The sequence below is a fragment of the Streptomyces sp. SirexAA-E genome (genome assembly GCF_000177195.2).
Lineage (GTDB): Bacteria > Actinomycetota > Actinomycetes > Streptomycetales > Streptomycetaceae > Streptomyces > Streptomyces flavovirens.
Map to the genome: position 1 here is coordinate 3,631,999 of NC_015953.1, position 13,917 is coordinate 3,645,915.

General features: G+C 71.3%; 14 protein-coding genes. 7 read left to right on the top strand and 7 right to left on the bottom strand.

From position 1 onward, the window contains the following. Positions 1-202: 202 nt before the first annotated feature. From SACTE_RS16135 to pdhA, 3 genes are read right to left on the bottom strand one after another with little or no spacing between them, the layout of a single operon-like run. On the bottom strand, positions 203-1,666 hold the full coding sequence (locus SACTE_RS16135) for a dihydrolipoamide acetyltransferase family protein (protein ID WP_014047104.1): 1,464 nt from the start codon (positions 1,664-1,666) through the stop codon (positions 203-205). Continuing rightward, positions 1,666-2,700 (bottom strand): alpha-ketoacid dehydrogenase subunit beta, encoded by a 1,035-nt coding sequence (locus SACTE_RS16140; protein ID WP_014047105.1) that lies wholly within the window; start codon positions 2,698-2,700, stop codon positions 1,666-1,668. The genes SACTE_RS16135 and SACTE_RS16140 overlap by 1 nt, the downstream gene beginning before the upstream one ends. After that, positions 2,697-3,857, bottom strand: coding sequence for a pyruvate dehydrogenase (acetyl-transferring) E1 component subunit alpha (gene pdhA, locus SACTE_RS16145; RefSeq protein ID WP_014047106.1), 1,161 nt, complete (start codon positions 3,855-3,857; stop codon positions 2,697-2,699). The genes SACTE_RS16140 and pdhA overlap by 4 nt, the downstream gene beginning before the upstream one ends. A 211-nt stretch (positions 3,858-4,068) precedes the next feature. On the opposite strand from pdhA, the gene SACTE_RS16150 reads away from it, so the two are divergent. Further along, a complete protein-coding gene (locus SACTE_RS16150) occupies positions 4,069-4,593 on the top strand; it encodes an Lrp/AsnC family transcriptional regulator (RefSeq protein ID WP_014047107.1) in 525 nt (174 codons plus the stop codon). A gap of 22 nt (positions 4,594-4,615) precedes the next feature. On the opposite strand, the gene SACTE_RS16155 is transcribed toward SACTE_RS16150, so the two are convergent. Then, entirely contained in the window at positions 4,616-5,209 is a 594-nt protein-coding gene (locus SACTE_RS16155; protein WP_014047108.1) for a TetR/AcrR family transcriptional regulator, read from the bottom strand. Positions 5,210-5,331: 122 nt separating this feature from the next. On the opposite strand from SACTE_RS16155, the gene paaN reads away from it, so the two are divergent. Then, positions 5,332-7,032, top strand: coding sequence for a phenylacetic acid degradation protein PaaN (paaN, locus tag SACTE_RS16160; protein WP_014047109.1), 1,701 nt, complete (start codon positions 5,332-5,334; stop codon positions 7,030-7,032). Positions 7,033-7,076: 44 nt separating this feature from the next. Here paaN and SACTE_RS16165 read toward each other — a convergent pair whose 3' ends face one another. The 3 genes from SACTE_RS16165 to SACTE_RS16175 are packed head-to-tail and all read right to left on the bottom strand — an operon-like array spanning position 7,077 to position 10,041. Beyond that, positions 7,077-7,808 (bottom strand): TrmH family RNA methyltransferase, encoded by a 732-nt coding sequence (locus tag SACTE_RS16165; protein WP_014047110.1) that lies wholly within the window; start codon positions 7,806-7,808, stop codon positions 7,077-7,079. Next, positions 7,805-9,076 carry an HTTM domain-containing protein gene (locus tag SACTE_RS16170; RefSeq protein ID WP_014047111.1) on the bottom strand — a complete coding sequence of 424 codons (1,272 nt, stop codon included), beginning with the start codon at positions 9,074-9,076 and terminating at the stop codon, positions 7,805-7,807. The genes SACTE_RS16165 and SACTE_RS16170 overlap by 4 nt, the downstream gene beginning before the upstream one ends. Next, positions 9,073-10,041 carry a DUF5819 family protein gene (locus SACTE_RS16175; RefSeq protein ID WP_014047112.1) on the bottom strand — a complete coding sequence of 323 codons (969 nt, stop codon included), beginning with the start codon at positions 10,039-10,041 and terminating at the stop codon, positions 9,073-9,075. The genes SACTE_RS16170 and SACTE_RS16175 overlap by 4 nt, the downstream gene beginning before the upstream one ends. Positions 10,042-10,162: 121 nt before the next feature. On the opposite strand from SACTE_RS16175, the gene paaA reads away from it, so the two are divergent. The 5 genes from paaA to SACTE_RS16200 are packed head-to-tail and all read left to right on the top strand — an operon-like array spanning position 10,163 to position 13,759. Further along, positions 10,163-11,218 carry a 1,2-phenylacetyl-CoA epoxidase subunit PaaA gene (paaA, locus tag SACTE_RS16180; protein ID WP_014047113.1) on the top strand — a complete coding sequence of 352 codons (1,056 nt, stop codon included), beginning with the start codon at positions 10,163-10,165 and terminating at the stop codon, positions 11,216-11,218. Beyond that, positions 11,215-11,505 carry a 1,2-phenylacetyl-CoA epoxidase subunit PaaB gene (paaB, locus tag SACTE_RS16185; RefSeq protein WP_014047114.1) on the top strand — a complete coding sequence of 97 codons (291 nt, stop codon included), beginning with the start codon at positions 11,215-11,217 and terminating at the stop codon, positions 11,503-11,505. The genes paaA and paaB overlap by 4 nt, the downstream gene beginning before the upstream one ends. Further along, the gene (gene paaC / locus SACTE_RS16190) at positions 11,502-12,203 is read left to right on the top strand and encodes a 1,2-phenylacetyl-CoA epoxidase subunit PaaC (protein ID WP_014047115.1); all 702 of its coding nucleotides are present in this window, start codon (positions 11,502-11,504) and stop codon (positions 12,201-12,203) included. Before paaB ends, paaC begins: the two co-directional genes overlap by 4 nt. After that, complete coding sequence (gene paaD, locus SACTE_RS16195; protein ID WP_014047116.1) at positions 12,197-12,694, top strand: 1,2-phenylacetyl-CoA epoxidase subunit PaaD; 498 nt, start codon at positions 12,197-12,199, stop codon at positions 12,692-12,694. Before paaC ends, paaD begins: the two co-directional genes overlap by 7 nt. Then, a complete protein-coding gene (locus SACTE_RS16200) occupies positions 12,695-13,759 on the top strand; it encodes a 2Fe-2S iron-sulfur cluster-binding protein (protein WP_014047117.1) in 1,065 nt (354 codons plus the stop codon). The last annotated feature ends 158 nt before the right edge of the window (positions 13,760-13,917 follow it).

Consider the following 13,917-nt stretch of genomic DNA (forward strand, 5'->3'; position numbering starts at 1 on the left):
CAGGGCCCGGCTGACGGCACGAGCTCGACTGACGGCACGGGCCCGACTGACGGCACGGGCCCGAACCGAGGCGGACACCGATGCCGAACCTGCGCCTGGGACTGGGCCTGGCCCCAATCCCGCCTCCAGGCAGAGACCGGTCCGGATCCTGCGCCTGTGACGCCGGTTCCGGACCCGAGCACCGCCTCCGTGGACAGAACACCTAGAGCGTGCGCAGCAGCAGCGCCGGCTGCTCCACGCAGTCCGCCACGTAGCGCAGGAAACCCCCGGCGGTCCCTCCGTCGCACACCCGGTGATCGAAGGTGAGCGAGAGCTGGACAACCTGGCGGACCGCCAGCTCCCCTTCGTGCACCCATGGCTTGGCGACGATCCGGCCGACGCCGAGCATCGCCGCCTCGGGGTGATTGATGATCGGGGTCGATCCGTCGACACCGAACACGCCGTAGTTGTTCAGCGTGAACGTCCCGCCGGTGAGCTGCGCCGGGGTGAGCCTGCCCGCCCGTGCCGCCTCGGTCAGCGTGCCGATCTCCGCGCTGATCGACTCCGCGTTGCGCGTGTGGGCGTCACGCACGACCGGGACGACCAGGCCCCGTTCCGTCTGGGCGGCGAAACCGAGATGGACCCCGGGCAGCCGCACGATCTCCCGTGCCTCGGTGTCCACGGTCGAGTTGAGCTCGGGGAAGCGAGCCAGGGCCGCCGTGCAGATACGGGCCAGCAGGGCGAGCACCGAGATCTTGGGCGTCGTTCCTGTGGCACGGGTGCCGTTCATCGCGGCCCGTGCCGCCATCAGCTCGGTGGCATCGGCATCCACCCAGCACGTGGCATCGGGAATCTCGTGCCGACTACGCGACAGCTTGTCCGCGACCGCGCCCCGGACCCCGCGCAGAGCGATCCGCTCGCCTGCCACCGGTCCCACCGCGTCCGGTGCCGGACGCGCGTCCAGGGACGCGGCGGAGGAGCTCTCCTGCTCCGTGTTTCTGATCGCGGACTCGACGTCCGTACGCAGGATCAAGCCGTCCCGACCCGAACCCGCGATGTGCCGGAGGTCGAGGCCGTGCTGCCGGGCCAGCCTCCGTACCAGTGGGGAGACGACCGCGACGGGCCCCTGGTCCTCGGTGTCCCGTACCCGCGCGGACACCGGCGCCGAAGCCGAGGCTGCCGCAGCCGCGACGTGAGATGCCCCTTCGGGAGCCGGCCCTCTGGCGGGAGCAGGCGATGAGGCCGACGCCGCGAACGCGGTCGGCCTGACACGTCGGCGTCGCGCGGCGGGGGCCCCGGTGCCGTAGCCCACCAGTACGTTCCCCGACGTCTCCCCCGCCGAGCCGCCGTCGCCGTCGGTATCCGCATCGGCATCGGGGTCCGAGGTCCGGGCGGGACCAGGGGCCGGGCCGGAGGCTCCCGGGCCAGCCGTGTCCTCCGCCGAACCGACCGCGACCGTCAGCAGCGGCGATCCGACGGGAAGCTCGGTGCCTTCCTCGCCGAACCGGGCCGTCACCACGCCCCCGTAGGGGCAGGGCACCTCGACCATCGCCTTGGCCGTCTCGACCTCGACGACCGGCTGGTCGATGGCGACGACGTCGCCGACGTCCACCAGCCAGCGCACGATCTCGGCCTCGGTAAGCCCCTCGCCGAGGTCCGGCAGCTTGAATTCGAGTACCTGGGCCATCAGCTCTCGGCCTCCCATTGAAGACGGGCCACCGCGTCCAGCACCCGGTCCACACCGGGAAGGTGGTGCCGCTCCTGCATCGGCGGCGGATACGGGATGTCAAAGCCCGCCACACGCAGCACCGGCGCCTCCAGGTGGTGGAAGCAGCGCTCGGTCACCCGGGCCGCGATCTCACCCCCCGGGCCGCCGAAGCCCGAGGACTCGTGGACGACGACGGCCCGCCCCGTACGCCGGACGGAGGCCGCGACGGTCTCGTCGTCGAACGGCACGAGCGACCGGAGGTCGATGACCTCCAGGTCCCAGCCCTCGGCCGTGGCCGCCTCCGCCGCCTCCAGACACACCGGCACGGACGGCCCGTAGGTGATCAGGGTCGCGCTGCGTCCCGAGCGCCGGACGACGGCCCGCCCTATCGGCTCGACCACCGAAGGAGCGTCAGGCGACCACGACGCCTTGGCCCAGTACAGCCGCTTCGGCTCCAGGAAGACCACCGGGTCGTCGGAGGCGATGGACGCCCTCAGCAGCCCGTACGCGTCCTCGACCGTGGACGGCGCGACGACATGGAGACCGGGCGTCGCCATGTAGTACGCCTCCGAGGAGTCACTGTGGTGCTCCACCCCGCCGATCCCGCCGCCGTACGGGATCCGGACGGTGATCGGCAGGGGCATGGCTCCCCCGGTACGGTTCCGCATCTTGGCGACATGGCTGACCAACTGCTCGAACGCCGGGTAGGCGAACGCGTCGAACTGCATCTCCACCACGGGCCGCAGCCCGTACATCGCCATGCCGACCGCCGCGCCGAGGATTCCCGCCTCCGCCAGCGGTGTATCCGTACAGCGGTCGTCGCCGAACTCCTTCGCCAGCCCGTCGGTGACGCGGAAGACGCCTCCGAGCGTGCCCACGTCCTCACCCAGGACGTGGACCGCCGGGTCCTCGGCCATCGCGTCGCGCAACGCCCGCCCGAGAGCCTGCGCCATGGTGGTCTGCGCGGCCCGGCCGGTCCGCCCACCGGCCGTCGCCGCAGCGGTCGTCGTCATCGCGCTTCCTCCGCTTCGCCCTCGTGCGGGCCCTGCCCTGCCTCCAGCTCGTCCCTCAGCCGGGCCTCCTGCTCCAGCAGTTGCCCGGTCCGCTCCTCGAAGACGTGGGAGAAGAGATCCATGGGGTCGAGCGGCGGATCGGCGTTCATCTGCTCCCTGAGATCCGCCGCCATCCGCTCCGCGGCCTCCCGCACCGTCCCGACGGCCTCCTCGTCCAGCAGCCCGCGCCCGGTGAGCTCCCGCTCCAGCAGCAGGATCGGGTCGTGGGCACGCCAGGCCTCCACGTCGCTGTCGCCGCGGTACCGCGTCGCGTCGTCGGCGTTCGTGTGCGCGTCCATCCGGTACGTGACGGCCTCGACCAGCGTCGGGCCCCCGCCGCTCCTGGCCCGTGCCACGGCCTCTCCGAGCACCTGGTGCATCGCGGCCGCGTCGTTGCCGTCGACGAGCCGGCCCGGCATGCCGTACCCCACGGCCTTGTGGGCCAGGGACGGAGCCGCGGTCTGCTTGGCCAGCGGAACGGAGATGGCGAAGCCGTTGTTCTGCACCAGGAAGACGACCGGGGCGCGCCAGACGGCCGCGAAGTTCAACGCCTCGTGGAAATCGCCCTCGCTCGTCCCGCCGTCGCCGACCATGGCGAGCGCGACCACGTCGTCACCCTTGAGCCGGGCCGCGTGTGCGAGACCCACGGCGTGCGGCAGCTGGGTGGCCAGCGGGGTGCACAGGGGGGCGATGCGGTGCTCACGCGGGTCGTAGCCGGTGTGCCGGTCGCCCCGCAGCAGCGTCAACGCCTCCACCGGGTCCAGGCCGCGCGCCACGGCCGCGAGCGTGTCGCGGTAGCTCGGGAAGAGCCAGTCGCGCTCCTCCAGCACGAGGGCCGCCGCCACCTCGCACGCCTCCTGTCCCGTGCTCGACGGGTACACCGCGAGCCTGCCCTGCTTGGTCAGGGCCGTGGCCTGGGCGTTGTACCGGCGACCGCGCACCAGCTCGGCGTAGAGCCGGAGGAGCAGGTCGGGGTCCACGGCAGCCGCGGCGTCCGTACCGAGCACGCGGTACGGCTCAGGGTCCGGGAGCAGCGGCGCGGGATCGGTGAGCGGCTTCCAGGCCGGGGGCGGCGTGGGCCGGTAGGCGGCTGCGCCGGTCAGCTCTTGGACCGTCATGACAAGCACCTCCTGGCATCGAGATGGATCGAGGGGTGTCGAAATCCGCAGAAATGTCGAGGCGTGAGCGGGGCACGGGTGTGGCGTGCCTCACCTACCGATTGTTCGGTCGCGAGTGCATTTTGGCTACAGGCACCTCCAGCCTGTGGACAAACGGTTCTCCACAGCCTGGGATAGGGACAGGTCGTCCACAACAGGGAGGCACCGGCAGATGGCAGCTGAACAAATGGCCGACACGGGCGGGGACAGCCTTGCCCCCCTGCCTCCCGCGCGCCCGCTGGACTCCGTCGACCGCGACATCCTCCGCATCCTGCGTACGGACGGACGGGCCTCGATCCGCGCCGTCGCCGAGCGGGTCCATGTGTCGCGGGCCAACGCCTACGCCCGGATCAACCGGCTCGTCGAGGACGGGGTGATCCGCGGTTTCAGCGCGCGGGTGAACCACGAGCGGGCCGGGCAGGGCGCCTCGGCGTACATCACGCTCAAGATCGTCCAGAACTCCTGGCGCACCGTGCGCGAACAGCTCCAGGCCCTGCCGGGCGCCACCCACATCGCCCTGGTCAGCGGCGACTTCGACGTACTGCTCCTGGTCCACACCCCGGACAACCGGGCCCTGCGTGAGCTGGTCCTGACCAGGATCCAGTCCATCCCCGAGGTGCTGTCCACCCGCACGTTGCTGGTCTTCGAGGAAACCGACCTGGGGCCGCGCCCGGACCATCCGTCCGAGCTCGCCTGACCCCTTCAACCGACCGGGGAGGTCAGTGGCCGGCCCGCATCCCGTCGAAGGCGAGCCGCACGACGGTGTCGGCGAGCTGCTGCCGTTCACCGGCGCCCTCCGGCTGCGGGCGGTACCACTCCACCAGGGAGTTCACCATTCCGAAGAGCAGCCGGGTGGCCATGCGTATGTCCACGTCGGCACGGAGGTCACCGTCCGCCACGGCCGCTTCGAGCAGTGCGGCGACCCGCTGGTCGAACTCGCGCCGCCGCTCCAGGGCCCACCGCTCGGTCTGCGTGTTACCGCGGACCCGCAGCAGCAGCGTGACGTAGGGGAGCTCGTCCATCAGCACCTCGACGGTGCGGCGGGTGACGTGTTCGACCCGTACGACGGCGCGGCCCCGCTGGGCGCCGGGCTCGTCGAGGATGCCGAACAGTCCGTCCAGAGCCCGGCTCACCGCGCGCCGGAGCAGCTCTTCCTTGCCCGCCACGTGGTGGTAGATCGACGACTTGGAGATGCCCGCCGCCTGGGAGAGGTGCTCCATGGACGTGCCGTCGTAGCCACGCTCGTTGAAGACATGGACGGCGACGGCGAGGAGGGTCTCCGGTGTGTATGTGTCCCGCTTGGCCGTGGTCATGACCGCGATCCTCCCCCATGAGTTGTCCACAGGTTCTCCGGGCCCCTTGTCCCGACCGATCGTTCGGTTACTCTAACTCCGTCCGCACATCCCTGCCCGGCTCGACGAGGAGTTGGTCCGTCATGGCCGCCGCGCTTTCCCCCGAGAAGCTGTCCGAGACCCACCGCCCGACGCTCGACCAGGCCCTCGAAGCGATCCGCACGCGCGCGTACTGGTCCCCGCATCCCGAACACCCCAAGGCCTACGGCGAGGGCGGTGTGCCCGGCAGCCTCGGCCCGGCGGAGGGCAAGGCCGCCTTCGACGCCGTGCTCCACGGTCGGCTCGACCTCGGCCAGCCCGGCACCGACGGCTGGGTCGGCGGCGAGGTCTCGCCGTACGGGCCGGAGCTCGGCGTCGAGTACCCCCACGTCGATCCGGACGTCCTGCTGCCCGCGATGGGGGCCGCGATGGGTTCCTGGCGCGCGGCGGGCCCGGAGACCAGGGCCCTCGTCTGCCTGGAGATCCTCGCCCGCATCAACGCACGCACCCATGAGCTGGCCCACGCCGTGATGCACACCAGTGGCCAGGCCTTCGTGATGGCGTTCCAGGCCGGCGGCCCGCACGCCCAGGATCGCGGCCTGGAAGCGGTGGCGTACGCGTACGCGGAGCAGACCCGGACGCCGCGGACCGCCGACTGGTCGAAGCCCCAGGGCAAGCGCGATCCGCTCCGGCTGCACAAGTCGTACACGGCGGCCGGCCGCGGGGTGTCCCTTCTGATCGGCTGCAACACCTTCCCCACGTGGAACGGCTACCCGGGCCTCTTCGCCTCGCTCGCGACCGGCAACCCGGTCCTGGTCAAGCCGCATCCGGGTGCGGTGCTGCCGCTGGCACTGACCGTCCAGCTGGCACGCGAGGTGCTGGCCGAAGCCGGTTTCGACCCGAACCTGGTCGCGCTGGCGGCCGAGCGTCCGGGCGAGGGGATCGCGAAGGCCCTGGCGGTGCGGCCCGAGATCAAGATCATCGACTACACGGGTTCCAGCTCCTTCGGGGACTGGCTGGAGGCCAACGCCCGGCAGGCGCAGGTGTACACCGAGAAGGCGGGCGTCAACACGATCGTCGTCGATTCCACCGACGACTACCGGGGCATGCTCTCCAACCTGGCCTTCTCGCTCTCCCTCTACAGCGGCCAGATGTGCACCACCCCGCAGAACCTGCTCATCCCCAGGGACGGCATCACCACCGACGCGGGTGCCAAGTCCTACGACGAGGTGGTCGCGGACCTCGCGGAGGCGGTCGACGGGCTCCTCGGCGACGACGCACGGGCCAACGGCCTGCTCGGCGCGCTGGTCAACCCGGACGTGAAGGCCCGCCTCGAAGCGGCGGCGGGACTGGGCGAGGTGGCACTCGCCTCGCGCGCCGTCACCAACCCCGACTTCCCCGACGCGGTGGTGCGGACACCGGTCGTCGTCAAGCTCGACGGCTCCAAGCCGGACGACGGGGCGGCCTTCCTCTCGGAGTGCTTCGGCCCGGTCTCCTTCGCGGTGGCCGTCGACTCGACCGCCGACGCGCTGCATCTGCTCCGCCGCACCGTCCGGGAGAAGGGCGCGATGACGGTCGGCGCCTACACGACCTCCCCGGACGTGGAGCGCGCGGTGGAGGAGGTCTGCTTCGACGAGTCGGCCCAGCTCTCGCTGAACCTCACGGGCGGGGTGTTCGTCAATCAGACGGCGGCGTTCTCCGACTTCCACGGTTCGGGCGGGAACCCTGCGGCCAACGCGGCACTGTGCGACGGGGCCTTCGTGTCCAACCGGTTCCGGGTGGTCGAGGTACGCCGCCAGGCCTGAGTTCCCCCACCGGGTGACCGGGGCCGGACGCCCCGGCCACCCGGTCACCGGCCCCGGGGGTCCGGGATGTCCGCGTGCCTCTGCACCCACGCGTGCATCGCGACGGCCGCCGCCGCACCCGCGTTGATCGACCGCGTCGAACCGAACTGCGCGATCGAGCAGACCATCGAGGCGTGGGCGCGTGCCTCCTCCGTCAGCCCCGGCCCCTCCTGACCGAAGAGCAGTACACAGCGCCGCGGCAGCTCCGTCCGCTCCAGCGGTACGGCTCCCGGCAGGTTGTCGATCCCGATGACGGGCAACCCCTCGGCGGCCGCCCACGCGGTCAGATCCGCTGTGTCCGGGTGGTGGCGCACATGCTGGTAGCGGTCGGTGACCATGGCGCCCCGCCGGTTCCAGCGCCGCCGCCCGACGATGTGGACCTCCTTGGCGAGGAAGGCGTTGGCCGTGCGGACCACCGAGCCGATGTTGAAGTCGTGCCCCCAGTTCTCCACCGCCACGTGGAAATCGTGGCGGCGCAGATCGAGGTCGGCGACGATCGCCTCCCGTGTCCAGTACCGGTACGCATCACCCACGTTGCGACGGTCCCCGTGAGCGAGCAGCTCCGGGTCGTAGCGGTCACCCTCGGGCCAGGGCAGCGGGTGCGGCCCGACGCCGACCTCGTTGCCGTAGCCGTCGTCGTACTGGAGGGGCTCCGCCGACGCCTCGGGCGCCGCTGGCGCCCTGGCCGCTTCGGCCGCTCCGGGCTGCTCTTGTGTACTGCCGGTCTCGCTGGTCACCCGACGAGCGTATGGCCAGGGCCGTCGCCGCGTGGAGGGGCCTCCTGGGCATCACCGTCCGGCTGTCGCGGCCGAAGCACCCGGGCACCGCCCTTCGCCCGCGAGACCAGGCCCCGGCGCCCGCGCGTCACCCGGTCGCCCAACCACACCAGGAACACCGTCGGCAGGAAGACCGCGTCCGCGGCGATCATCGCCAGCGAGAAGAAGGGCAGGCCGAGTATGACGGCGATTCCGGCGTGCTCACCGATCATCAACACCAGCAGGACGTTCTTGACCTTGCGGTTGAACAGGGTGAACGGGAAGGCGACCTGCACGATCACCGTCACGTACGTCAACACCATGACCATCAGTGCGCTGGACGCGAGCAGACCCGAAAGCCACGGCCAAGGGGTGAAGTAGTCCAGCTTGAGGGGGTAGTACAGCGCGGTGCCGTCCTGCCAGCGGGAGCCCTGGACCTTGTACCAGCCGGCGGTGGCATAGATGAGGCACACCTCGGCCATGATCACGAGGAGCGCGGCATTGTGGGCGAGATTGGCCACGACGTCGAGGAGCAGGCGTGGTTCGCGCGCCGCCGCCGAGCGGTTCAGGGCCCACCAGGCGCCGTTCCCCAGCCACAGGATCCACAGGAGGACGGGCAGCCACCGGGTCCCGCCGAGGCCGCCCGCCGACGTGGCGGACAGCAGGACGCAGCCGAGCAGCACCCACAGGACGGGCCCCACGGCGTCCCGGGCCGGACGGCCGCCTTCCGCGACCCGTGCGGCGTCACGTGCCGCCCTGCGCGCGTCCAGGGACCAGACCCGCGCGCACCGGGTCAGCATCAGGTAGACCGCCATCAGATGGATGACGTTGTCTCCGCCGTCGCCCATGAAGATGCTGCGGTTCTGCAGGGAGAGCACACCGGCCATGAACAGCACGGACGTGGCGCGGGTACGCCAGCCGACCAGCAACAGCCCTGCGGAGATCAGCGCGAGGGCGTACACCGCCTCGAACCAGACCGCGCTGTCCGACCACATCAGGGCGGTGAACGCCCGGTTGTCGGCGATGAGCCGACTCGCCATCTCCCAGTGCCAGGGGCTGTCGGGGCCGTACAGCTCGCGCCGGTTCGGCAGTTCGCGCAGCAGGAACAGCAGGTAGGTTCCCGAGACACCGATCCGGAGCACCGCGCTCTGGTATCGGCCCAGGGGGGCGGAGGTGACGCGCTGGACGGCGCGGGCGAGCGAGCGGTCGACGCGCTGCGCCACGTCACCGGACCGGAGGGACGTGCTCACTTCGCCACCTCCGCAGCGCCCGGCGCCCGGTCCTGCCCGGAGCCTTCGGGGAGGTCGGACGGAGTGACGGTCCACCACGGGAGGACGCGGTAGGTCGCCTGGGTGTCGATCTTCTCGTCACTCCATTCCGGTGCTCCGACGGCCGTGACCGCGGACCGGATCTGGATGCGTTCGACGGTGCCGCCGTTGTCACGCCCGGAGAGACGCAGCATCACGATGCGGCGGATGTACCGCTCGGAGAGTTCCCCGCGCAGTCCGTTGGCACGGTTCTGCTCGTCGTGCGAACCGGTGTAGAAGTCCCAGGCACGACGCAGCTCGTTCTGGTGGACGTGGCTGGGCAGGAGACTTCCGCGTATCGCCTCCCCGTCCTCGCGGGAGAGGCTCGTCCAGCGCGTGGTGCGACGGCCGTCCGGACCCAGGACCTCGGCCCGTACGTGCACGGCGATGTTCTGCTGCAACGGATTGGGGGCGAACAGCTTCCAGTTCTGCTCGAACTCGGGGTAGACCCACTCGTCGACCGCATTGCCGTGCCGCTTCGTCAGCGTGTTGGACGGGGCGACGTGGAAGAAGACCATGGCCAGGTGCAGGCAGGCCAGCAGCCCGATGCCGGACAGCGCCAACGCGGCGACGACCTGGTACGGAAGCGAGAGCGCGGCTATCCCGCCTCCCTGGCCATGCCCGGCGGGCGTGGAGTGCGGGTCGTGCCCGGCAGGCGTGGAGTGCGGGTCGTGCCCGGCGGGCGTGGGGTGCGGGTCGTCGGCCTCGGCCGCCGAGCCCTGGGGTGCCGCCCCGCCGTCCACCGCCGGGGCGGCACCGGGTGTGCTCCCCGACCGGGCGCCGGGTATGCGGCCGGCCGGGTCGTCGGCACCACCGGACGGCCGGTGCCCGGCGGCCGACGGGCTCGTCACCTCCGGCCAGACCGGTTTGCCCTCGTCGGCGGCCCGCCCACCGTGGTCCGCATCCATTGCGCCCCGTCCCGCTCACCGTCGATCGCCGGTCAGTTATCCACAGGGTTGACACCCTAAGGCCCTCCGACTCACCATTGAACCCAAGTGAACCGAACGATCGGTCGGTAGGGAGCCTGGCATGGTGGCAGTGACTGCGGGCCGGACAGCGCAGGGCGTGGCGGACGCGGCGGAGGCCGGGAGCGAGAGGGAAGCGGCGGCGTTCGACGCCGCGGTGGCGGCGGACGAGCGGATCGAGCCGCGCGACTGGATGCCCGACGCCTACCGCGCCACGCTGGTCCGCCAGATGGCGCAGCACGCCCACTCCGAGATCATCGGCATGCAGCCGGAGGCCAACTGGATCAGCAGGGCGCCCTCGCTCCGCCGCAAAGCCATCCTGATGGCGAAGGTGCAGGACGAGGCCGGACACGGCCTGTATCTGTACAGCGCCGCCGAAACGCTCGGTACCAGCCGTGAGGAGCTGCTCGACAAGCTGCACGCGGGACGCCAGCGCTATTCATCGATCTTCAACTACCCGACGTTGACCTGGGCGGACGTGGGCGCGATCGGCTGGCTGGTCGACGGCGCCGCCATCACCAACCAGGTGCCGCTCTGCCGCTGCTCCTACGGCCCGTACGCGCGGGCGATGGTCAGGATCTGCAAGGAGGAGTCCTTCCACCAGCGCCAGGGGTTCGAGCTGCTGCTGGCTCTCAGCCGGGGCACGCCCGCCCAGCACGCCATGGCCCAGGACGCGGTCGACCGCTGGTGGTGGCCCTCCCTGATGATGTTCGGCCCGCCCGACGACGCCTCGTCGCACTCGGCCCAGTCGATGGCCTGGAAGATCAAGCGGCATTCCAACGACGAGCTGCGCCGGCGCTTCGTCGACATCTGCGTGCCACAGGCTCAGGCCCTCGGGCTCACCCTCCCGGACCCCGACATCCGGTGGAACGAGGAGATCGGGCAGCACGACTACGGAGAGATCGACTGGACGGAGTTCCAGGAGGTCCTCAAGGGCAACGGCCCCTGCAACGACCAGCGGCTCGCCCAGCGGCGCACCGCCCACGAAGAGGGCGCCTGGGTCCGCGACGCGGCGGCGGTGTACGCGGACAAGCAGAGGGCGCGGGCCGACGGCTCCGGCGCCGAAGGCACGACCACCGACGCCGAGGCGACGGCACACCCCGTGGAGGCGACCGCATGAGCAGCTCGACCGACTGGCCGCTGTGGGAGGTGTTCGTGCGCTCCCGGCGCGGACTGTCCCACACACACGCCGGGAGCCTGCACGCCCCGGACGCCGAGATGGCCCTGCGCAACGCACGCGATCTCTACACCCGCCGCTCGGAGGGGGTCTCCGTCTGGGTGGTTCCGTCGACGGAGATCACCGCTTCCTCGCCGGACGAGAAGGACGCCTTCTTCGAGCCCGCCGGTGACAAGCCCTACCGGCACCCCACCTTCTACGAGATCCCGGACGGGGTGAAGCACCTGTGACCGCGGCACTGGCTCTCGGAGACGACGCTCTGGTCCTCTCGCACCGGCTGGGGGAGTGGGCGGGTCACGCCCCCGTACTGGAGGAGGAGGTGGCGCTGGCCAACATCGCCCTGGACCTGCTGGGCCAGGCCAGGACCCTGCTCTCCTCCGTGGGGGACGAGGACGAGCTGGCTTTTCTCCGCGAGGAGCGGTCCTTCCGCAACGTGCAGCTGGTGGAGCAGCCCAACGGCGACTTCGCCCACACCATCGCGCGGCAGCTCTACTTCTCCGTCTACCAGCACCTGCTGTACGGGCGGCTGGCCGCCGGCGAGGGGCAGTTCGCCGCACTCGCGGCCAAGGCCGTCAAGGAGGTCGCCTACCACCGCGACCACGCGGAGCAGTGGGTGCTGCGGCTCGGCGACGGCACGGCGGAGAGCCACGAGCGGATGCAGCGCGGCCTGGATGCGCTGTGGCGGTACACGGGGGAGCTGTTCGAGCCCGTCGAAGGCCTGGACCTCGACCGGCAGACGCTGGGGGACGACTGGCTGGCTGCCGTCACCTCCGTCGTCCGGCGGGCCACGCTCACTCTCCCCACGGGCCCGCAGTCGGGGGGCTGGGCCGCAGGCGCGGGCCGGCAAGGGCTGCACACCGAACCGTTCGGGCGGATGCTCGCCGAGATGCAGCACCTGCACCGCAGCCACCCGGGGGCGTCATGGTGACGGAGACACCGCTGGAGGCGGAGGTCCGTCGGCTCGCCGGCTCCGTGCCGGATCCCGAGCTCCCGGTCCTGACCCTGGAGGAACTGGGTGTACTCCGGGACGTCCAGGTGCAGGGTCCAGGCAGGGTCACCGTTCATCTCACCCCGACCTACACCGGCTGTCCGGCCGTCGAGACCATGTCGGCCGACATCGAGCGGGTGCTGCACGAACACGGCGTGCCCGAGGTGTCCGTGGTCACCGTGCTCGCTCCGGCCTGGTCGACGGACGACATCAGTGACGAAGGACGCCGCAAGCTCGCGGCGTTCGGCGTAGCACCGCCCCGCCCGAACCGGGGCCCGGACGGGCCGGTTCCGGTGACCCTGTCGGTGCGCTGCCCGCACTGCGGGTCCACCGACACGGAGTTGCTGAGCCGCTTCTCCTCCACGGCCTGCAAGGCGTTGCGCCGGTGCGTGGACTGCCGTGAGCCGTTCGACCACTTCAAGGAGTTGTAGATGTTCCATCCGCTCCGGGTCAGCGCGATCGAACGGATCACGGACGACGCGGTGGCTGTCACCTTCGCCGTGCCGTCCGAGCTGCGCGAGACCTTCCGCCACACCCCGGGCCAGCACCTGAACGTGCGCTACCGCGTCGACGGCGAGGAGATACGGCGTTCCTACTCGATCTGCGCGCCGGCGACGGCGAAGCCGGACCCGCCGGTCCTCAAGGTGGGCATCCGCCTGGTCGACGGCGGGGCGTTCTCCACCTACGCCCTCAAGGAACTCGCCGTCGGTGACGTGGTGGAGGCGATGGCCCCGACCGGCCGGTTCGTCCTGAAGCCACGCCCCGGGCACTACGCCGCGGTCGTGGGTGGCAGCGGCATCACACCGGTGCTGTCCATCGCGGCGACGTTGTTGGCGCGCGAGCCCGAGGCCCGCTTCTGCTTGATCCGCAGCGATCGGACCGCCGCGTCGACGATGTTCCTGGAGGAGGTGGCCGACCTCAAGGACCTCTATCCGGGCCGCTTCCACCTGGTGACGGCGCTGTCCCGGGAGGAACAGGCCGCCGGTCTTCCGTCCGGCAGGCTTGACCGAGAGCGCCTCACCGGGCTGCTGCCCGCACTGCTCGTGGTGCCATCCGTGGACGGCTGGTTCCTGTGCGGTCCCTTCGGACTGGTGCGGCAGGCGGAAGGCGCGCTACGAGAGCTGGGGGTCGACCGGTCCCGCATCCACCAGGAGATCTTCCATGTCGCCGACGACGGTCCTGCCCGGCCGGCGGCAGCGGCCACGGTGACCGCACCGGCGCAGAGCACACTCACGGCGACCTTGGACGGCCGCTCGGGCAGCTGGCCCGTCCAAGAGGGCGAATCGCTGCTGGAGACGGTGCTACGGCGCCGGGCGGATGCCCCCTACGCGTGCAAGGGCGGCGTGTGTGGGACCTGCCGGGCCTACCTGGTCTCGGGCGAGGTGCGGATGGACCGCAACTTCGCGCTGGAGCCGGAGGAGACCGAGGCGGGCTTCGTGCTGGCCTGCCAGTCGCACCCGGTCACCCCGGACGTGGAGCTCGACTTCGACCGCTGACGGCCGGAAGCCGCAGGCGCCGGAAGCCGCTGACGGCCGGGACCACAGGCGCTGGTAGCCACAAGCGCCGGGGCGGTCGTACGAACCGCCCCGGCTCGGCTCATCCCGGCTTTCTCGGCTCGGCTTTCTCGGCGCGGCTTGCTCGGCTTGCTCCGCTT

What these genes read in the sequence shown, in the direction of transcription:
- SACTE_RS16150 (WP_014047107.1), top strand. Translation starts at nt 4,069, where the DNA reads ATGGCAGCTGAACAAATGGCCGACACGGGCGGGGACAGCCTTGCCCCC.
- pdhA (WP_014047106.1), bottom strand. Translation starts at nt 3,857, where the DNA reads ATGACGGTCCAAGAGCTGACCGGCGCAGCCGCCTACCGGCCCACGCCG.
- SACTE_RS16200 (WP_014047117.1), top strand. Translation starts at nt 12,695, where the DNA reads ATGTTCCATCCGCTCCGGGTCAGCGCGATCGAACGGATCACGGACGAC.
- paaN (WP_014047109.1), top strand. Translation starts at nt 5,332, where the DNA reads ATGGCCGCCGCGCTTTCCCCCGAGAAGCTGTCCGAGACCCACCGCCCG.
- paaB (WP_014047114.1), top strand. Translation starts at nt 11,215, where the DNA reads ATGAGCAGCTCGACCGACTGGCCGCTGTGGGAGGTGTTCGTGCGCTCC.
- SACTE_RS16175 (WP_014047112.1), bottom strand. Translation starts at nt 10,041, where the DNA reads ATGGATGCGGACCACGGTGGGCGGGCCGCCGACGAGGGCAAACCGGTC.
- SACTE_RS16155 (WP_014047108.1), bottom strand. Translation starts at nt 5,209, where the DNA reads ATGACCACGGCCAAGCGGGACACATACACACCGGAGACCCTCCTCGCC.
- paaD (WP_014047116.1), top strand. Translation starts at nt 12,197, where the DNA reads ATGGTGACGGAGACACCGCTGGAGGCGGAGGTCCGTCGGCTCGCCGGC.
- SACTE_RS16135 (WP_014047104.1), bottom strand. Translation starts at nt 1,666, where the DNA reads ATGGCCCAGGTACTCGAATTCAAGCTGCCGGACCTCGGCGAGGGGCTT.
- paaA (WP_014047113.1), top strand. Translation starts at nt 10,163, where the DNA reads ATGGTGGCAGTGACTGCGGGCCGGACAGCGCAGGGCGTGGCGGACGCG.
- SACTE_RS16140 (WP_014047105.1), bottom strand. Translation starts at nt 2,700, where the DNA reads ATGACGACGACCGCTGCGGCGACGGCCGGTGGGCGGACCGGCCGGGCC.